The organism is Pseudomonas sp., assembly GCF_035512415.1.
Lineage (GTDB): Bacteria > Pseudomonadota > Gammaproteobacteria > Pseudomonadales > Pseudomonadaceae > Aquipseudomonas.
The window spans coordinates 157000-173989 of record NZ_DATKDZ010000038.1; the positions used below are offsets into that span (position 1 = coordinate 157000).

The 16990-nt window shown below is 64.6% G+C and carries 20 protein-coding genes and 2 riboswitches; of the genes, 7 read left to right on the forward strand and 13 right to left on the reverse strand.

Annotation, left to right across the window (positions count from 1 at the left end; genetic code table 11):
* Window positions 1-30: 30 nt before the first annotated feature.
* Genes VMP31_RS17815 through cobO form a run of 5 tightly spaced genes read right to left on the reverse strand, consistent with a single transcriptional unit; the run spans window position 31 to window position 3911 of the window.
* A complete protein-coding gene (locus VMP31_RS17815) occupies window positions 31-405 on the reverse strand; it encodes a DUF1636 domain-containing protein (RefSeq protein ID WP_325509044.1) in 375 nt (124 codons plus the stop codon).
* Window positions 402-1214 (reverse strand): ABC transporter ATP-binding protein, encoded by an 813-nt coding sequence (locus VMP31_RS17820; RefSeq protein ID WP_325509045.1) that lies wholly within the window; start codon window positions 1212-1214, stop codon window positions 402-404. The genes VMP31_RS17815 and VMP31_RS17820 overlap by 4 nt, the downstream gene beginning before the upstream one ends.
* On the reverse strand, window positions 1208-2236 hold the full coding sequence (locus VMP31_RS17825) for an iron ABC transporter permease (protein WP_325509046.1): 1029 nt from the start codon (window positions 2234-2236) through the stop codon (window positions 1208-1210). Before VMP31_RS17825 ends, VMP31_RS17820 begins: the two co-directional genes overlap by 7 nt.
* The gene (locus VMP31_RS17830; RefSeq protein ID WP_325509047.1) at window positions 2233-3303 is read right to left on the reverse strand and encodes an ABC transporter substrate-binding protein; all 1071 of its coding nucleotides are present in this window, start codon (window positions 3301-3303) and stop codon (window positions 2233-2235) included. Before VMP31_RS17830 ends, VMP31_RS17825 begins: the two co-directional genes overlap by 4 nt.
* The gene (gene cobO / locus VMP31_RS17835) at window positions 3303-3911 is read right to left on the reverse strand and encodes a cob(I)yrinic acid a,c-diamide adenosyltransferase (protein ID WP_325509048.1); all 609 of its coding nucleotides are present in this window, start codon (window positions 3909-3911) and stop codon (window positions 3303-3305) included. Before cobO ends, VMP31_RS17830 begins: the two co-directional genes overlap by 1 nt.
* Window positions 3912-4098: 187 nt before the next feature.
* A riboswitch (cobalamin riboswitch) is annotated at window positions 4099-4315 on the reverse strand.
* Window positions 4316-4376: 61 nt separating this feature from the next.
* A riboswitch (cobalamin riboswitch) is annotated at window positions 4377-4601 on the forward strand.
* A gap of 117 nt (window positions 4602-4718) precedes the next feature.
* On the opposite strand from cobO, the gene VMP31_RS17840 reads away from it, so the two are divergent.
* A complete protein-coding gene (locus tag VMP31_RS17840) occupies window positions 4719-4904 on the forward strand; it encodes a CbtB domain-containing protein (RefSeq protein ID WP_325509049.1) in 186 nt (61 codons plus the stop codon).
* Window positions 4905-4914: 10 nt separating this feature from the next.
* On the forward strand, window positions 4915-5610 hold the full coding sequence (locus VMP31_RS17845) for a CbtA family protein (protein WP_325509050.1): 696 nt from the start codon (window positions 4915-4917) through the stop codon (window positions 5608-5610).
* A 249-nt stretch (window positions 5611-5859) separates the two neighbouring features.
* Here VMP31_RS17845 and VMP31_RS17850 read toward each other — a convergent pair whose 3' ends face one another.
* Together VMP31_RS17850 and VMP31_RS17855 are read right to left on the reverse strand one after the other, a co-directional pair.
* Entirely contained in the window at window positions 5860-6165 is a 306-nt protein-coding gene (locus tag VMP31_RS17850) for a hypothetical protein (RefSeq protein ID WP_325509051.1), read from the reverse strand.
* A 6-nt stretch (window positions 6166-6171) separates the two neighbouring features.
* Entirely contained in the window at window positions 6172-6855 is a 684-nt protein-coding gene (locus VMP31_RS17855; protein WP_325509052.1) for a spermidine synthase, read from the reverse strand.
* Between the two features lie 161 nt (window positions 6856-7016).
* On the opposite strand from VMP31_RS17855, the gene VMP31_RS17860 reads away from it, so the two are divergent.
* The 4 genes from VMP31_RS17860 (at window position 7017) to VMP31_RS17875 (ending at window position 10660) form a co-directional block, all read left to right on the forward strand.
* A complete protein-coding gene (locus tag VMP31_RS17860; protein ID WP_325509053.1) occupies window positions 7017-7871 on the forward strand; it encodes a sulfurtransferase in 855 nt (284 codons plus the stop codon).
* Between the two features lie 200 nt (window positions 7872-8071).
* Window positions 8072-8551 (forward strand): hypothetical protein, encoded by a 480-nt coding sequence (locus VMP31_RS17865; RefSeq protein ID WP_325509054.1) that lies wholly within the window; start codon window positions 8072-8074, stop codon window positions 8549-8551.
* Between the two features lie 173 nt (window positions 8552-8724).
* Entirely contained in the window at window positions 8725-9975 is a 1251-nt protein-coding gene (locus VMP31_RS17870; RefSeq protein ID WP_325509467.1) for an OmpP1/FadL family transporter, read from the forward strand.
* Between the two features lie 67 nt (window positions 9976-10042).
* Window positions 10043-10660 carry a response regulator transcription factor gene (locus VMP31_RS17875; RefSeq protein WP_325509055.1) on the forward strand — a complete coding sequence of 206 codons (618 nt, stop codon included), beginning with the start codon at window positions 10043-10045 and terminating at the stop codon, window positions 10658-10660.
* Here VMP31_RS17875 and VMP31_RS17880 read toward each other — a convergent pair.
* The 6 genes from VMP31_RS17880 to VMP31_RS17905 all read right to left on the reverse strand — a co-directional run bounded on the left by VMP31_RS17880 (window position 10629) and on the right by VMP31_RS17905 (window position 16655).
* A complete protein-coding gene (locus tag VMP31_RS17880) occupies window positions 10629-12443 on the reverse strand; it encodes a hybrid sensor histidine kinase/response regulator (protein WP_325509056.1) in 1815 nt (604 codons plus the stop codon). The genes VMP31_RS17875 and VMP31_RS17880 overlap by 32 nt on opposite strands.
* A 24-nt stretch (window positions 12444-12467) precedes the next feature.
* Complete coding sequence (locus VMP31_RS17885) at window positions 12468-13541, reverse strand: lipase secretion chaperone (protein WP_325509057.1); 1074 nt, start codon at window positions 13539-13541, stop codon at window positions 12468-12470.
* Between the two features lie 98 nt (window positions 13542-13639).
* Window positions 13640-14566, reverse strand: coding sequence for a triacylglycerol lipase (locus VMP31_RS17890; RefSeq protein WP_325509058.1), 927 nt, complete (start codon window positions 14564-14566; stop codon window positions 13640-13642).
* Between the two features lie 103 nt (window positions 14567-14669).
* The gene (locus VMP31_RS17895; protein WP_325509059.1) at window positions 14670-15218 is read right to left on the reverse strand and encodes a glutathione peroxidase; all 549 of its coding nucleotides are present in this window, start codon (window positions 15216-15218) and stop codon (window positions 14670-14672) included.
* Window positions 15219-15324: 106 nt separating this feature from the next.
* Window positions 15325-15450 (reverse strand): hypothetical protein, encoded by a 126-nt coding sequence (locus VMP31_RS17900; protein WP_325509482.1) that lies wholly within the window; start codon window positions 15448-15450, stop codon window positions 15325-15327.
* Window positions 15447-16655: an MFS transporter gene (locus VMP31_RS17905; protein ID WP_414705472.1), complete on the reverse strand. Its 1209-nt coding sequence runs from the start codon at window positions 16653-16655 to the stop codon at window positions 15447-15449. The genes VMP31_RS17900 and VMP31_RS17905 overlap by 4 nt, the downstream gene beginning before the upstream one ends.
* A 135-nt stretch (window positions 16656-16790) precedes the next feature.
* Between VMP31_RS17905 and VMP31_RS17910 the strand changes: the two genes are divergently transcribed.
* Window positions 16791-16922, forward strand: a complete 132-nt coding sequence (locus VMP31_RS17910; RefSeq protein WP_325509060.1) for a hypothetical protein — start codon at window positions 16791-16793, stop codon at window positions 16920-16922.
* Window positions 16923-16990 lie beyond the last annotated feature (68 nt).

Consider the following 16990-nt stretch of genomic DNA (forward strand, 5'->3'; position numbering starts at 1 on the left):
AAATACTCCGATGGTTATGGGTCTGCGCGCTTATTCGAGCGGCGGGATGCGGGCAATAAATTTGCCTTTGATACCGGCCGGCCAAGTACGAAACGGCACCTGGCCGCTGTCCGACTGCTGGTATTTGCGGCTGTAGTCGAGCAGCGCCTCGGCTGCTTCGCGTTCGGGCTGAAAGTCGCCGAGCACATAGGCGATCTTGCCGGGGGCCTGCAGCAACGCGGTGCAATGCCGTTGGCAGGCCATCAGGCAGCGCGTGCGCTTAATCGATAAGGGCGGCGCGCCGGTGGCAAGTTGCTCCTGCAACAGCCCCTCGACCTCCGCGGCGAATAGCTCGCCTTTGCGCACGGCGCTGGGCGCGGCAGCATCGGTGCCGCAGGTTTCGCAGAGCAGCAGCGTGGTGGTCATAACTGTTCCTGAGACTTCGGGGTTTGCGGGGTTTGCGGACGGCAGGCCCAGGGCAGCACGAAGCGCTGCTGCTGGTGCTCGCCGAGCATCGCCTGAACCTGATAGACCTGCTGTAGATTCTTCGGCGTCAGCACCTGGCGGGTGGTGCCGCAGTCGACCATCCGGCCCTGGTCGAGCAGCAGAATGCGGTCGCAGAAGCGGCTGGCCAGGGTCAGGTCGTGCAGCACCACCAGCGCGGCCTTGCCCTGGGCGCATTGCTGGCGCAGCAGCTCCATTACATTCAACTGGTGGAAGGGATCGAGCGCCGCCACCGGTTCGTCCGCCAGCAACAATGGGCTGCCGACCGCCAGGGCGCGGGCCAGGCGCGCACGGGCGCGTTCGCCGCCGGACAGCTGATCGAAACGCCGCTGCGCCAGTTCGCCCAGGTGCATCTGCGCCAACGCCTGATCGATGGCCACCTGGTCGCTTCCATCCAGGCGCTGCAATATGCCCCAGTTACCCCGGTGCGGCAGGCGGCCGAGGGCGACATAGTCGCGCAGGCGCAGCGGCCAACTGCTCTGATCGCCCTGGCCCAGGTAGGCAAGGCGCAAGGCGCGCTGGCGCGGCGACAGGCTGCTCAACAGCTCGCCATCCAGGCGGATCTCGCCCTTGTACGGCAGCAGATGGGCCAGGGCTTTGAGCAGGCTGCTCTTGCCGGCACCGTTGGGCCCGATCAGACCAAGCAGTTCGCCGCGGCGCAGATCCAGCGACACCCGGTCTACCAGACGCCGGCCGTCGATCTCGACGCAGACCTGCTCCAGGCTCAGCATGCCGCCCCCAACCGCTGACGCAGCACCAGCAGCAAAAAGAACGGCGCGCCTATCATCGCCGTAACCACCCCGAGCATCAGTTCCTGCTCGCCGCTGACCAGGCGCAGCAGAATATCCGCCGCCAGCAGCAACACCGCGCCACCGAGGGCGCTGCTTAGCAGCAGGCGCGAGGGATGGTAAGCGACCCACTTGCGCAGCAGGTGCGGCACCACCAGGCCGATAAAGCCGATGGCACCCGTCACCGCCACGCTGGCACCGACGCACAGCGCGGTGCCGACGATGATCTGCACGCGCAGCCGCGGCAGGTTGACGCCCAGGCTGCTGGCTTCGTCTTCGCCGAGAGTCAGCGCATCGAGTTGCGGGCCGCAGGCGAACAGCAGCAACAGGCCGGCGGCTATAAACGGCAGGCACAGGCGAATATCGGCGAAGCTGCGGTCGCTCAGCGAGCCCATCAGCCACAACACTATGTCCTGCACGTCGGTGGGATTGGGTGCGAGGTTGATCGCCAGCGAGGTCAGCGCCGCGGTCAGCGACGACAGCGCTACGCCGGAAAGAATCAGGGTCAGGTTGCTCGCGCTGCGCCGAGCGATGGCGTACAGCACCAGAGTGGTCAGCGCAGCGCAGCCCATCGCCGACAGCGGCACCAGCCAAGCGCTGAGGCTGCTCAAGCCGTAATACAGGCAGAGCACCGCGCCCAGGCTGGCGCTGGAGCTGACCCCGAGCAGCCCCGGTTCGGCCAGCGGGTTGCGCAACAAGCCTTGCAGCGCAGCGCCGGCCGCGCCGAGCGACATGCCGACGAGGATCGCCAACAGCACCCGTGGCAAACGGATTTCGTTGACGATGACCTGCTGCTGCACCCGCACATCGGCCAGATCCGCGCCGGCCGCCGCCGAGGACAGCAGCGCGCGGCCGATATCGCCGAGGGCCAGCGGCACCGAGCCGATGCTTAGCGACAGCAGCAACAGTGTCAGCAAGGCCAGCATCAGCAGCAAGTTGAGCAGGCTCGGGGCAATCCGGCTCATGGTTGCGCCCCACTGGCAGGCTGTTGAAAAACTACCTGCGTTGCCGATGCGTCGTTAAAAACAGGCTCGGCAAGCCGCTTGCGGCTAACGCGCGGAAGCAGCGGCCCGTAGGGCGAGCGGAGCGAGTAATGCTCATTTACAACCCGTAAAGTCGAGTGCAACCCCAGCCCCTTCCTCGCCTGTTTTTGTGGGGCCGCCATCGGTATCGCCTCGGCTGCCTCGCCTACGTTTTTCAACGGCCTGCTAGCCAGGCTCAGCGCATCCAACTGCGCGGCCAGTTGTTCGGCGGCATGGATCAACTGCCAGTCGCTGCAGCCCCAGCGGTTGCCGCTGATGCGCAACACCGGGCGCGTGGCCATCAGTTGTTGCAGACGCTGATGGCGCGAATAGGCGGATTTGGCGTAACCGTTGTCGATCAACATATCGGCGCTGACAAACACGTCCGGCGGGCTGTCGACCAGGTCTTCCAGGGCATAACGGCTCCAGCCGGAACGGCCGAGGCTGGCCAGGTGATTGCGCAACCCCACCGCCTGGAACACCGTGTCGACGTAGGTATTGGCCCCGGCGCTGCCGCCGTTGGCGCGCAGGTAGAGCGCGCTGAGCGGTCGCGGGCGCTGCTGCAAACGCGCCAGGCGCGCCTGCACATCGGCGACCAGTGCGCTGCCCGCAGTCTCGCGGCCGATCTGCCCGGCAACCCAGCTGGTGCTGTCGAATATCTGCTGCCAGGTGGTCGGGTAAGGCACCACCAGCGTCTTGATACCGTGGCGGCTCAGCAGCTCGGCCTGGTTGTGCGCCTGCCAGCGCCGCGAGGCGAGAACGATATCCGGGTGCAGAGCAATGATTTCTTCCGCCGTGGCATCGTTCGCCGGGAATTCCTGGGCCAGCTCGGCCATCGAAGACTGGCGTGGGTCCTGGCTCTTGCGCGACACCGAGAGCAGCTGCGCGGGCGCGGCCAGGCTCAACGCCAGCATATCGGCGCAGAGATTGGTCGAAACCACAGTCGGCAACGCTGCGGCCCCGGCTAGCGGGGCACACAGCATCAGCAGCAGAGCGCAGGCGCGGAGCATCAGAAGTCGATACCGGCCTGGGCTTTTACGCCAGCGTTATAGGCGTGTTTGACGTCGCGGATTTCGCTGACCGTATCGGCCAGTTCGATCAGCTCGGGCTTGGCCGCGCGGCCGGTGACTATCACGCTCTGACTGGCCGGGCGGGCGCGAATCGCCTCGATCACCATCTCAGCATCCAGGTAGTTGTACTTGAGCATGTAGGTCAGCTCGTCGAGCAGCACCAGATTCAGGCTGGGGTCCGCGAGCATGCGTGCGGCATGCACCCAGGCCTCATCCGCGGCGGCCTTGTCGGCGTCCCAGTTCTGTGTGTCCCAGGTGAAGCCGGTGGCCATCGCGTGGTAGGCGACTTGCACGGCGTTCTGCCGCAGGTAGGTGACTTCGCCAGAGGCCTGGGTGCCCTTGATAAATTGCACCACGCCGACTTGATGGCCATAGCCCAGGGCGCGGTACAGGGTGCCGAAGGCCGAGGTGGTTTTGCCTTTGCCGTTGCCGGTGATCAGCACGACTATGCCGCGCTCTTCCTGGGCCTTTTCGATACCGGCATCGACCACGGCTTTCTTGCGCTGCATGCGCTCGGCATGGCGCTGTTTTTTCTCATCATCAATCATGAGTCACACTCCAGCCCCGGCCGAACATCGGCCATGGCAAATTCCTCGCGCAAGCGCGACGGCATAGTGCAACCACGGGGAGCTGGCGCGATGCACAGGCATCGAACCTTGATGACGACTACTGAGGGAAAACTGCCCGAAACGCGGGCATGCAACAGCACCGGCAACCACCCACACCCCGGGGTACGCACCTTGTTTCGATCAGGCCGGTCTTCTGGCTCACCTTCATCCGAAGTCCGCGCCTTCCCAGGCGGTTGGCCCAGTGGCGTGTTGCGGCTTCGTCAGGTTCTACAGCAGCGGGGGCTGCGCCGGAATGCTCGAGGAATTACCTCAGAGGTCACCGGACTTCCCGTTTCAGCCCGTAGCGCGATTGCGCACGGGGCACCTGTTCGTTGGCCGGCAGGGTAACCCAGTCGGCACCTTCCAGCAATTCGCAGCGGTTGACGGAACCAACACATCATGGTCAGCTAGCGGCCTGTTTCAGGTGTCTCGCACCAGCGTGTGCGAGGTGAAACGGGAAGCCGGTGGGTTCGATCCGCAAGGTTGAACGAGTCCGGCGCTGCCCCCGCAACGGTAAGCGTACTTGGGTCGTTATCGCCACTGTGTCTCAGACATGGGAAGGCTGCCCCAACCACTGTCAAATCGACAGTAGTCGCAAGCCCGGAGACCGGCCTGAAACCTGTTTGGCAACCTGCGGTGGGCGGGGCGCGCCGAAATCGGGTTTGTTCCGCTGTCCGCGCTCGCCCCGCTTTTGTGCTGCTTCCCTTCCTCGCGTCGCCGTTTTTCGACTCCCTGGAAGGTTCTTACATGTCAACCCGCACGCTGTCCGCCAGCCCCGCGCTCGCCCTGCCCCTCTCCCAACGTCTGATCCTTGCCCTCGGCAGCTGCCTGCTGGGCGGCGCACTGATTTTCTGCGCCGGCTTCGCGCCGATGGACGTGCTGCATAACGCCGCCCACGACGCCCGCCACAGCGCCGCTTTCCCCTGCCACTGAGGCTTTCGACATGCTTAAACGAATCGCCCAGACCGCAGGTTTTGCGGGGCTGCTGGCCGCCCTGTTGCTGACGCTGCTGCAGAGCCTGTGGGTCACCCCGCTGATCCTTGAGGCGGAGACCTATGAAAGCGCCGAGCCGGTAGCCGAACATAGCCATGCCCCCGGCGCGGTTGCCCATGAGCACCATCATGACGCTGACGCCTGGGCACCCGAAGACGGAGCCCAGCGCATCCTGTTTACCGGGCTAAGCAATCTGGTGGTGGCGGTCGGCTTTGCCCTGATGCTCGCGGGCCTCTACAGCCTGCGCGCGCCGGGCCGAATCTGGCAGGGGTTGCTGTGGGGGCTGGCAGGTTTTGCCACCTTCAGCCTGGCACCGGCCATCGGCCTGCCGCCTGAATTGCCGGGCACTGCTGCGGCCGAGCTGTTGCTGCGCCAGTACTGGTGGGTCGGCACAGCCGCTACCACCGCCGCCGGCCTGGCCTTGCTGGCCTTTGGCGGGCAGTGGTGGCTGCGACTCCTCGGCCTGCTCTTGCTGCCCCTGCCGCACATGGTCGGCGCGCCGCAGCCAGAGGTGCATGAAAGCCTGGTTCCGACAGCCCTGAGCCAGCACTTTATCGTCACCTCGTTGCTGGTCAACGCGCTGTTCTGGGCCGCCCTTGGCCTGATCAGCGCCTGGTTGTTTGGCCGCGGACAGCGGGTGAGCTGAGTCGCTTTTGTAGCCCGGATGCAATCCGGGAACGCCTATCGCCGCACAAATCGCCCCCGGATTGCGCCAAGGCTTATCCGGGCTACGGGCGTGCTCTTGTAGGGTGGACATGGCGAAGCCTTGTCCACCGTTGTCGCCTTTCACCAACAACATCGCATAGCGACCTTGTTGGGTTACGCGGCGTCCGACGGCGATGTCGCTGCTCAAGCCGCGATAAGCGCCGCTAACCCAACCTACTCAGCGACATTCCTACGCACGCAAGCACCGCAGGCCATACAGGCTGGCGTCGACCTTGCCGCAGTTGTCGAGTATGGCGATCTCGGCACCCAGCACCCGCAGACGCGTGTTGAGATCGCTGGCGAATAGCTGCTTGCGCCAGAGCCGGTAATCCACCTCCTGCCCCGCAGTCAGATAGCGATGCAGCTCGGGCAGGCTGAACGTCCAGTGGCCCGGCTCGCAGGTAAAACCGTAGGCGCGCAGCTGGTCGAGCATCTGCGCATCGCCGCGCAGCACCGCCTCGCAACAAGCGAAAAACCTCTGCAGCAAATCGTGCATGGCCGCTTACTTAAGCTTCTCAGCGATCCAGATGGTGTGCCGGGTGCCCTTGTTGCCGTGGGCGTAGACCTGCACTTCCTCGACCTTGAAACCAGCCTTGCGCACCTTCTCGGAAAACTGCCGGTCGGCGCTGGCCGACCAGACTGCCAGCACACCCTTGGCCCGTAGCGCCTGGTGGCAACGCTGCAGGCCCTGGGCCGAATACAGCCAGCCATTGCGTTTCTGGGTCAGGCCTTCGGGGCCGTTGTCGACATCCAGCATGATCGCGTCGTAACGCTGATCGGCGTTTTTCAGGCAGTTGGCGACATCGTCCTGAATCACCCGGGTGCGCGGATCAAGGATCGGATAACCGGCTTTGGCACCCAGCGGGCCGCGGTTCCACTCGACCACCCCTGGCACCAGTTCGGCCACTTCCACCTCGGCGGTCTTACCCAGGTTCTGCAATGCCGCCGCCAGGGTAAAGCCCATACCCAGGCCGCCGATCAGCACCCGCGAATCCGGTCGTCCGGCGACCTTCTTGCAGGGAATCGCCGCCAGCGCATCTTCCGAGCCGTGCATGCGGGTGTTCATCAACTGACCGCCATCGCCGCCGGCAATCTTGATCACAAAATCCTCGCCGTACTCGAACAGGCACAATGCACCGGAGCCATCGGGAATCGGGGCGGTATCGAGCAATACAAAACGCTTCATGGGGGCTGCTGCCTGAGTCGATAAAAACGGCAGGCAGCATGCACATAAATGGATCAAGTTGCAGCGCCCCATCGGCAAAAATTCTTACCACTGAGGCTTCTCGATAGCCTAGGCGCTGGGTTTATGATGCCACCTGCCCCTTTGCCCACAGGATCTCCGGCATGCCCCTCGCCCAATTGCTTAGCGCCTCGCAACTGCAGCAGCGCCTGGCGCAACCCGATCTGCTGATTCTCGATTGCCGCTTCGCCCTGGATAACAGCGCCTACGGTCAGCGCAGCTACGCCGAAGGCCATATCCCCGGCGCACAGTTCGCCGATCTGGAGCGCGACCTCTCCGGTCCGATCCACAAAGGCATCACCGGCCGCCACCCCTTGCCGGACCCCGCGCAACTGCTGCAGTGCCTGCGCGACTGGGGCCTGAACGACGACAGCGAGGTGGTGCTGTACGACGACGGCCCCGGTGCCTTCGCCGCCCGCGCCTGGTGGTTGCTGGCCTGGCTGGGCAAACGCGAGGGCGTGTACCTGCTCGACGGTGGCTTGAAGGCCTGGCGCGAAGCCGGTGGCGAGCTGACCCACGCCCTGCCCGCGCCCAACAGTGGAAGCTTTAGCGGCCAACCCGATGCCAGCCTGCTGATCAATGCCGAGCACCTGCAGCAGCGTTTGCACGATAGCCAATTGTGCCTGCTCGATGCTCGCGCCCTGCCGCGCTTCAGGGGTGAGGTGGAACCGCTCGACCCAGTCGCCGGGCATATACCCGGTGCCCAGTGCGCGGTGTTTACCGACAACCTCGACAGCGACGGTCATTTCCTCAGCAGCACAAAACTGCATCAGCGCTTTGCCGCGCAATTGGGCGAACGCCCGGCCAGTGGTCTGGTGGCCTACTGCGGTTCGGGCGTGACCGCCTGCCATAACCTGTTCGCCCTGTGCCTGGCGGGCTACCCCCTGGCACCGTTGTATGCCGGCTCCTGGAGCGAATGGATCACCGACCCAGTCCGCCCGGTGGCCACTGGCGACTGAGCCCGGCTGGGGCCTAAGCACCAACTGGAATATAGGCAATAACCGAAAGCTGAAAACAATTTAAAAACAGCCCTTTACAGTGCAAAGGTCGCACTAGACTTCAACACAAGCGGCTAAACCCGCTTCCGGTGGGGCCTTTTCACAACAACTAAGACGCTGCCAGCGCCCCGGCCCCATCGGCTACCTGTCGCGAGGGCTATATGGGAATTGCCGCCTGCGAGTTCAGTCAGTACGTTATTCGGCCCACCTTGATCTACCTGGGCCGCCATTCCAGCGCCGCCGAAGCCCTGCTCCTGGGTGCCGCCGCCAGCCAATCCGGGCTGGGCGCGGGACTCGATGATAAGCACGGCCACGGCCTCTACCGCATTGCCGCCCTGCGCCACCAGCAGCTCTGGGACCTGCACCTGGCCCGCGACCCGGACCTGGCCAGCCGGATCAGGGGGCTGGCCAGCCAGCATGCCTTTCTTGCCGCCCCGCACCTGGAGCTGACCGTCAACCTGCGCTATGCCACAGCCATTGCCTGGATGCTGATCGAGACGGACAGCAGCGAGTTGCCCGCCGCCGACGATCTGCTTGGCATGGCCCAGATATGGCAGCGGGTCTTCAGACCTCAGGGCCGGCCGCGGGACTTTATCGCCGCCTGGCAACGCTATATCGGCCGCGTCAGCCAGGTGGCCTGAAGCCTGGACAGCGACCGTGATTGTCCGACAACTTAACTGCAGTTAGCAGAAAATAGCCGCATGTTAAAGGCATAACCGCTCTATCTCGGGAACTTCAAAGGCTTGGCAAGGGTCAGGAAAAGTTGTTAGTTTCCGCCCCCGCTAAAACCTAGGAGTCCTCCGTGACTACGTCCGTGACCAGAAAAGTCGTCAAGACCTGCCTGTCCCTTGCCCTTGCTTCTGCCACCAGCCATGGCTTTGCCAGTGGTTTTGCCATCAACGAACAAAGCGTCAGCAACATGGGCACCGCCTTCGCCGGCCGCTCCTCCTCGGCCGATGACGCCAGCACCGTATTCGGCAACCCGGCCGGCATGGCGCGCATCAAGCGCGAACAAGTCAGCGGCGGCATTGCCCTGATCCACGCAAAAACCGATATCGACAACGCCAGTGGCTCCACCCGCGGCAGCAATGACGGCGATATGGTGCCGTTTATCGGCGCGCCCATGGGCTATTACGTCAAACCGCTGGACGACAACTGGAGCTTCGGCCTGGGCCTGTACGTGCCGTTTGGCTTGGTGACCGATTACGAGCGCAACTTCCAGGGCCGCTACCACGGCGACCGCAGCGAAGTGCGGGTGGTGACCCTGCAGCCGACCCTGAGCTATCGCTTCAACGAGCAACTGTCGATCGGTTTCGGCCCGACCATCAACCGCATCGACGGCGAGCTGACCTCGGCCATCAACAACCCGATTCCCGGCGCGGGTGACGGCAAGGTCGAAATCAAGGGCGATGACACCGCGCTGGGCTACAACGTCGGCGTGCTGTTTGAAATCACCCCGCAAACCCGTTTCGGCCTGACCTACCACTCCAAGGTGGATTACCGCCTGAAGGGTGACACCACAGTGTCCGGCCCGGGCTTCGTGATTGGTTCTTCCGCCGGCAGCTACGATGCGTCACTGGAGCTGACCACCCCGGAATCGGTGGATTTCTCGGTAACCCATGAGCTGAATGCCGACTGGACCCTGTACGCCGGCAGCACCTGGACCCGCTGGAGCCGCCTGGAAGAAATCCGCGCCGATAACAACGGTGTAGGTGGCTTGCTGGCAGGCAACCTCAGCAGCATCAGCGAGCCGCAGAACTGGCACGACACCTGGGCCCACGCCGTGGGTGCCGCCTACAAGCTGAACCCACAATGGACCCTGCGCGCCGGCCTTGCCGTGGACCAGTCACCGACCAACAATGTCGACCGTTCGCCACGCATCCCCACCGGCGACCGCACCATCCTCAGCCTGGGCACGGCCTGGAGCCCGAACGATGATATGACCATCGATCTGGCCTATTCCTACCTGATGGAAGACGACACCGATATCGAAAGGGGCGACTACCGCGCAACCTACAAAAACACCGCCCATGGTCTGGGCACACAAGTGACGTACCGCTTCTAATTCGGCACGGCCTTTGGGGTACACTCGCGCAGCGATGACAATTATAAAAATGCCGCGTGAGACAACCATGACTGCACTCTGTACTGCCCTGCCAGAGCGGCTCTGCCTGCTGCTGGTGGATGACCACAGGATCTTTCTCGATGGCCTCAGCCTGGCCCTCGCCCCGCTTTGCGCCGACCTGCAGATTCATACCGCAGAAACCGCCGCCGCCGCAGAAACCTGCCTGCAGCACGCCGATTTCGATCTGATCCTGCTGGACCTGCGCCTGCCCGATATGCCCGGCCTGGAGTTGCTGCAACGCTGGCAACAACAGGGCCGCATGACCCCGGTGGCGATTCTCAGTGCCAGCGACTCCAACCTGGACGCCCAGGCCGCACTGGCCGCCGGAGCCCTGGGCTTTATCCCGAAAAGCGCCAACAGTAACGAACTGCGTCAGGCCGTGACCCGCGTACTGCTGGGGGAAACCCTGCCCGCTCCCGCCGGGGCCGAAAAGGCTCAGCTGACGCCACGGCAGATGGAAATTCTGCGGTTACTCGCCGATGGCCTGCCGAACAAGTCGATCGGCCGGCAACTGGGGGTGGCCGAGGACACGGTCAAGACCCACCTCAAGACCCTGTTCCAGGAACTCGACGTGCACACCCGCACCGCCTGCGTCAGTGCGGCGCGTCAGCGCGGCTGGCTATAGGGTCCGTTGCGGTTTCGCCGCGAGCCGCCTGACGCGCCGGCAGCAGCACCGCCAGGGCCTGGCGCAGGCGCGCCGGCAACAAGGGTTTGCCGAGCAGGGTGATATGCGCCGGCAGGCAGCGCTCCTGCAATTGGCTGCTGATATCGGCGGTGATCAGCAGCGCCGGCAACATCAGCCCCGCCTCTTCGCGCAGGCGCTCGATGGCGGACAGGCCATCCTCCTTCGCCGCCAGGCGGAAATCGCTGATCAATAACTGCGGCTGCGCCTCGTCCAGGCACAACAGCGCAGCCTCAAGGTCGGCGCAGGCCCAGACCTCGCAACCCCAGCGTCGCAATAGCCCGGCCAGCGCTTCGCGCCCGGCCCCGTCGTCTTCCAGCAGCAATATCCGCCCACTCGGGGCCGCCACCGCCACCTGCGTTGCCTGCCGCTCGCCCGCCTCGGCGCGCGGCAGCTGCAGCACAAAGCGCGCGCCCTGACCGGGGCTGGAATGCAGCCGCAGCGGATGCTCAAGCAGCTCGGCCAGCTGTTTGACGATGGCCAGCCCCAGGCCCAGGCCGCGCTCGGCATTGCGCCCGGGGTTATCCAGCTGCTGAAATTCCTCGAACACCCGGTCCTGCTGTTCCACGCTCAGGCCGCGACCATCGTCGCCCACTTCAAGCAGCACCTCGCCCCCCTCTGCCCGTGCGCGCAACCAGACCTGACGTGCCTGGGCGTGGCGCAAAGCGTTGGCCAGCAGGTTGCGCAGCACCCGTTCCAGCAGCAGCGGATCGCTGTGCACCCAGAGTTCCTCGCACTGCAGCTGCAGGGTGACGCCCTGGGCTTGGGCCTCGGCCCGGCTTTCCTCGCTCAGGCGTGCCAGCAGCGGTGCCAGGGCGACCACCTCGAGCTTGACCTGCACCCCACCGGGCAGGGTCATGCGGCTGTAATCGAACAACGACTGCAGCAGGCGACTGAGTTGCTCCACCGAGGTCGCCAGGCGACTGCTGATGCGCTGCGTGCCGGCCTCCTGGCTCTGCTCCAGCAGGTGCTGGGCATACAGGCCCATGGCATTCAGCGGCTGACGCAGGTCGTGGCTAGCGGCGGCGAGCAGGCGCAGCTTGCGCGCGTCATCGGCCTCGGCCCGCTGACGGGCCAGGTCGAGCAGACGCAGGTTGAGCCAGGCCCCGCGCTGGCCATGCTCCTGCAAATAGGCACCGATACTGCCGATCAGGTTGGCGCAGATCAGAAACAGGCCCTGGTAGGCCAGCTCCGAACCGGCCTCGGTCAGCAGCAGGCCGAGGCCGAGAAACAGCGCGCAGATACCCCAGGCCGCGGCGCTGACGGCCCGAAACGACACCCCCAGCAGCACATAGCCGAACATCAGCACCAGAAACAGGCCGTCGTAGGGTATGGGCACGCCCATGCCCCAGCAGACATAGATGACCACCACCACGCTGGCCCCGTTGAGCCCGTAGGCGGCGGCATAGGCCAGTAGGCTGAGGCGCGGGTCGCTTTGCGCACGCCGACAATAGAGAAAGCCCAGCACCACGCCGAGCATCGCAAACAGCCGCACCGGCACGCTGGCCAGGCCCACCGCCAGGGGCAGAAACAGCAGATCGAGGACGCAGTAGAGCAGCTGGAAGATCAGCGCGGTGCTGACGATCAACAGCAGGCGGCGGCGAATACGCTGCACTCGATGGCTAACGAAGCCTTCTTCCAGCTCCGGCACAAAGCACAGACGGCTGTAGCCGCGGCGCTGCTGCGCCAGCAGCAGGCGCTCTTCCTGCTCCGGGGTCATGCCCATGGGGCTCCGGGGTTCGCCCTGGGCTTACAACCCCGAGGTTTCGCTGTCCTGCTGTTTGACGGCAATGGCGTCATAGGTTTCCACCCGATGCTGGTCTTCGGCGCTGAATAATCGCTGGCGCAAACGCTGCTGCTCGCGCTGCCGATCCGCAGGGCTCAGGCCATTGCCTTGCAGGCTGGCCAGTTCCTCTTGGTACTGGCCATAGCGTTGTTGCCAGGCCCGCTCGTTGCGCTGCTCGTCGAGCAAGCGCTCGACCGTGGGTGGATCATAGGTCAAGGCGAGGAACTGGCGCACCTGCTCCTCGCTCGCGCCCTCTTGCCACAGCTGCTCGCTGCGCGCCTGTTGCGCCTGCGCCTGGCTGTGGCGCTCCTCACTGGCGCGCATGGCCGCCGGCAGCTGCTCGCGCAGGCGTAACTGGGCCTGGGCCTTGCCCTCATCGCTAAGATCTTCGCGGGTGAGCAGAGCCAGGTTATCCAGGGTGTAGCGGGCATAGGCTTCTTCGGCGCCGAACAGGGCCTCCACCGCGGCCGTGGAAAAATGCCCACGGCGCAGCTCGGCCAGTTTGTCGAATGCCTGCTGCAGGGCGGCCAGCTGTGACTGCGGCTGTGCCTGCTCGGCAGCACTCAGCGGTTGTTCGAGCAGCGCCAGGCTGGCGCGCTTGTAATCCATATAGTCGCCCAGCAGGCCGATAAACTGCCCCAGGGCCGGCTCCGCCAAACGCTGGCTGGCATCGGCCAGCATAGCTTCGACGGCCGCATCCAGCCCGGCGCTGTCGGCGGCGCTAAGGAAGTAATCGAAATAGTCGCGCACCCCAAGGTTCAGGCGCAGATTGCCGGCACTGTCGCTGCCTAGCTCGCCGTCCACTTCGGTACCCTGCAACCCGGGCAGTTGCGCGGCAGCAGGCGAAACCACAGTGGCCGGCGCGGCGGATGCCAGCAAGGGGCTAGGCAGGCTGTCGGCACTGGCTGCGGGGGTGGGCTGGGGTTCGGCAAGCCGAGCCACGGGGGCAGGCTCCGACCATTGCCAGTAGAGGGTCAAGCCGCCGACGCACAGCACGGCGACCAACAACAGAAGAATATGACGCGAGGGAAAGGGCATGGCACCTCCTAGGAGCCTGTCGGACTTAACGCTGTCCTACTGCGGGAAAGCCCGGCAGGCTCCAAGGCGGGCCGCATGCTGCGGCCCGCAACAACCGGTCAGACGCCTTTGTTCTTCAAGCGGTTGGCATGCTGACGATACAGCGAGACTGGCTCGGTCCAGCCACGGATGCCGAACAGGTGGTTGATCGCATCCACATGGTTCATGTTGTAGTTGTCGCCCAGCACCTGGCCCAGGTAGGTGGAGCAGACGCCGACCAGGCCATCGTTTTTCTCGCTGCCGAAAGCCAGGCCGGTGATGGCCAGGAACGGATCGACCGCATCGAAAACGTTGGTGTAGGAGGTGTTACCGGTCCAGGAGAAGTAGCGAATGCTGTGCCCGCGCACGTTATGCACTTCGGTGGACTTGGCGCAGTAGCTGCTGTTGTTCACGCCCCAGGGGTGGCGACTGTTGAGCGCGGCGGTGCCGGCGGTGGTCAGGGTTTTCAGGGCGTCGATGCCACTCTGCGGGTTGCTGCTGCCGGACAGCAGATTGATCATCGCGCCCAAGGCGTTGGCCAGGGCATTGGCACCGCCTTCGATGACGCTGTTGGGCGGAATCGCACCGCGCAATACGTCGGCCACCTTGGAGCCCTTGTTGACGCCGTTGATTGAGGTCACCGAGGCGACCAGATCCGGCCGCAGCGAGGCCGCGACGCGCGAGGTTGGCGAACCCTGGCTGTGGCCGATCAGGTTGACCTTGCCGCCGTTGGCACCGGCCCAGGGCACGATCTGCTGGGCCAGCGCAGCACCGCGCTGCTCGCTGTCGTTGAGCGCCGAAACGCTGGCGACATAGACCTTGGCCCCATCACGCTCGAGGTTCCAGGGAATGGTATGGAAGTAGTTGATCAGACCGCCGATGGTGTTGAAGCCAGTCACCCCGTGCACCAACACGATGGGGTATTTAGTCTGGGTGTAGTTTGCCTGGGCTTCGACTGCGCCGAGCAGGGCGCAGGCAGCGAGAGCAGTTGAAATAACGCGACGCATGGGTGCCTCCTTGTTTTTATTGTGGGCACGCCGGGTAACTGCGTCCGGCGTGACAACACTTTAAGGAGGCGTGCGGGGCCCAACCATCGCCCAGATGGGTGAGTCAGGGTTGCGAAGCGATGGCCTGCTCGACCGCGGCAATCAACTTGGGATCATCCGGCAGGGTGCTACTGGAGAAACTGGCGATCACCCTGCCCTGGGCATCCACCACGTACTTGCTGAAATTCCAGCGCGGGGCCTGGCTCTGCGCGGCCAGCTCCTTGAACAACGGGATGGCCTGCTCGCCGCTCACCGGCTGGGTTTCACTCATGCTGAAGGTCACGCCGTAATTGACGTAGCAGACCTTGGCGGTCTCCTCGCTGCTGTCGGCTTCCTGGCGGAAATCATCCGAGGGCACGCCCAGCACCTCCAGACCCTGCCCCTTGTAGCGCTGGTACAGCGCCTCCAGCCCTTTGAACTGCGGAGTAAAGCCACAGAAGCTGGCGGTATTGACCACCAGCAACGGCTTGCCGGCAAACTGGCCGCAGAGGTCGATCCGCTCCTGGCTGCGCAGCTTCGGCAGCTCGCCCTGCAGCAACGCTGGACAATCAGCCGCCAGGGCCGGCGCGGACAAGGCCAGGAGCATGGTGCTCAGAACAAGGGAGCGCAGCATGGCAGACACCTCGAGAGTGGAAGAAATTCAGGCTACTCGCCGGACAGGCAGGCGGCAATTTTCGCCTGGTAACAAAACGCTATGGACTGACGACACAGCAGCCGGCTCAGCACACGCCTATGCCCAGCTGCAAAAAAGCTAACCCACTCTGCCGCCAGGCCCACCACAACAGCCCCAGGCAGAGTAAAGCCGCCAGTGCCGCCAGGGCGCTCAGGTAATGCTTGCGCATCATGCCGCTACCCCCTGGTTACGCAGGCGCGCCACCGGCTGCTCGCGCACCGGCCAGTTCAGCGCCGCCGCCAGCAGGCTGAGGACAATGGCGATCTGCCAGACCAGGTCATAGCTGCCGGTGCGGTCGAACAGATAACCGCCCAACCAGCCGCCGAGAAAGGCCCCCAGCTGATGGAAGAGGAAGACGATGCCACCGAGCATCGACAGATTGCGCACGCCGAACATCGTTGCCACCGTGCCATTGGTCAAAGGCACCGTAGACAGCCACAACAGGCCCATGGCGATACCGAAGGCATAGGCACTCCACACCGTCAGCGGAGCCATGACAAAGGCGCTGATCACCAGCGCCCGAGTCAGGTACAGGGCACTGAGCAGACGCGGCTTGGACATGCGCCCGCCAAGCCAGCCGGCGATATAGGTGCCGAAGATATTGAACAGGCCAACCAGCGCCAGCACCGTGGTACCGACCAGCGCCGGCAGGTGCTGATCGACCAGAAACGCCGGTAGGTGCACGCCGATAAACACCACCTGGAAGCCGCAGACGAAAAAGCCCAGGGCCAGCAGCCAAAAACCCGAATGGCTGCAGGCTTCACGCAGGGCCTCGCCCAGGGTCTGTTCGTGACCCAGCAGCGGCAGCGGATTGTCCTTGAGCATCGCCGCCAGCGGCACGATCAGCGCCACCAGCAGGCCCAGGGCGAGCAGCGCCGCTGACCAGCCGAGCCAGCCGATCAGCCCCAGGGTCCCGGGCAACATGGCGAACTGGCCGAAGGAGCCGGCCGCAGCAGCGATGCCCATGGCCATGCTGCGTTTTTCCATCGGCACGGCGCGGCCAACCGCACCGAGAATCACCGAAAACGAGGTGCCGGACAGGCCGATACCGATCAACAGCCCGGCGCTCAGGGACAGGCTCAGCGGCGAGTCGGCCAGGCCCATGCAACCCAGACCGATGGCATACAACACGCCGCCGACAATTACCGTGCGGCGGGCTCCGAAGCGGTCGGCCAGCGCCCCGGTAAAGGGCTGAGTCAGGCCCCAGATCAGGTTCTGCAAGGCAATGGCGAAGGCAAACACCTCACGCCCCCAGCCAAACTCGGCGCTCATCGGCGGCAGAAACAGGCCAAAGCCGTGACGAATGCCCAGCGACAGCGCCAGGATCAGCGAGCCGCCTAACAGCAGCCATAGGCTGCTGCGTGCCAATGTTTTCATGGAGCGGCCTCCGGGCCATTTACCGAGCCGCACAGATTGCCCCGCAGCAGCGCCCGGGGCAAGGCGACTCTAGTCGAAGATCGATGCTGTGGCGCTGGCCCGCTGGCGCAAGAACGTCAGCAATTGCGGCCAGTGGTGAGCGAAGACATAGTCGAGGCGGCGGTGGCTGACCAGCAGCAGATTCTCCCCAGCCAGGCTGCCGCCCAGGGCCTGCATGCGACCTTCGCGCACCGTCTGCTACAAGCGCGGGTGGATATCGCCGGGTAAAACCGACTGGCGAAAGGGTGCCGGAACATCGGCAAAAAACTGAACATAGGATTGCCAGGGCCGGTCAA

Coding starts and splice junctions, on each gene's coding strand:
- VMP31_RS17815 (WP_325509044.1), bottom strand. CDS start 405: ATGACCACCACGCTGCTGCTCTGCGAAACCTGCGGCACCGATGCTGCC.
- cobO (WP_325509048.1), bottom strand. CDS start 3,911: ATGATTGATGATGAGAAAAAACAGCGCCATGCCGAGCGCATGCAGCGC.
- VMP31_RS17825 (WP_325509046.1), bottom strand. CDS start 2,236: ATGAGCCGGATTGCCCCGAGCCTGCTCAACTTGCTGCTGATGCTGGCC.
- VMP31_RS17900 (WP_325509482.1), bottom strand. CDS start 15,450: ATGATGCGCAAGCATTACCTGAGCGCCCTGGCGGCACTGGCGGCTTTA.
- VMP31_RS17830 (WP_325509047.1), bottom strand. CDS start 3,303: ATGCTCCGCGCCTGCGCTCTGCTGCTGATGCTGTGTGCCCCGCTAGCC.
- VMP31_RS17845 (WP_325509050.1), top strand. CDS start 4,915: ATGCTTAAACGAATCGCCCAGACCGCAGGTTTTGCGGGGCTGCTGGCC.
- VMP31_RS17905 (WP_414705472.1), bottom strand. CDS start 16,655: ATGAAAACATTGGCACGCAGCAGCCTATGGCTGCTGTTAGGCGGCTCG.
- VMP31_RS17855 (WP_325509052.1), bottom strand. CDS start 6,855: ATGAAGCGTTTTGTATTGCTCGATACCGCCCCGATTCCCGATGGCTCC.
- VMP31_RS17865 (WP_325509054.1), top strand. CDS start 8,072: ATGGGAATTGCCGCCTGCGAGTTCAGTCAGTACGTTATTCGGCCCACC.
- VMP31_RS17880 (WP_325509056.1), bottom strand. CDS start 12,443: ATGGGCATGACCCCGGAGCAGGAAGAGCGCCTGCTGCTGGCGCAGCAG.
- VMP31_RS17895 (WP_325509059.1), bottom strand. CDS start 15,218: ATGCTGCGCTCCCTTGTTCTGAGCACCATGCTCCTGGCCTTGTCCGCG.
- VMP31_RS17860 (WP_325509053.1), top strand. CDS start 7,017: ATGCCCCTCGCCCAATTGCTTAGCGCCTCGCAACTGCAGCAGCGCCTG.
- VMP31_RS17875 (WP_325509055.1), top strand. CDS start 10,043: ATGACTGCACTCTGTACTGCCCTGCCAGAGCGGCTCTGCCTGCTGCTG.
- VMP31_RS17890 (WP_325509058.1), bottom strand. CDS start 14,566: ATGCGTCGCGTTATTTCAACTGCTCTCGCTGCCTGCGCCCTGCTCGGC.
- VMP31_RS17885 (WP_325509057.1), bottom strand. CDS start 13,541: ATGCCCTTTCCCTCGCGTCATATTCTTCTGTTGTTGGTCGCCGTGCTG.
- VMP31_RS17840 (WP_325509049.1), top strand. CDS start 4,719: ATGTCAACCCGCACGCTGTCCGCCAGCCCCGCGCTCGCCCTGCCCCTC.
- VMP31_RS17850 (WP_325509051.1), bottom strand. CDS start 6,165: ATGCACGATTTGCTGCAGAGGTTTTTCGCTTGTTGCGAGGCGGTGCTG.
- VMP31_RS17820 (WP_325509045.1), bottom strand. CDS start 1,214: ATGCTGAGCCTGGAGCAGGTCTGCGTCGAGATCGACGGCCGGCGTCTG.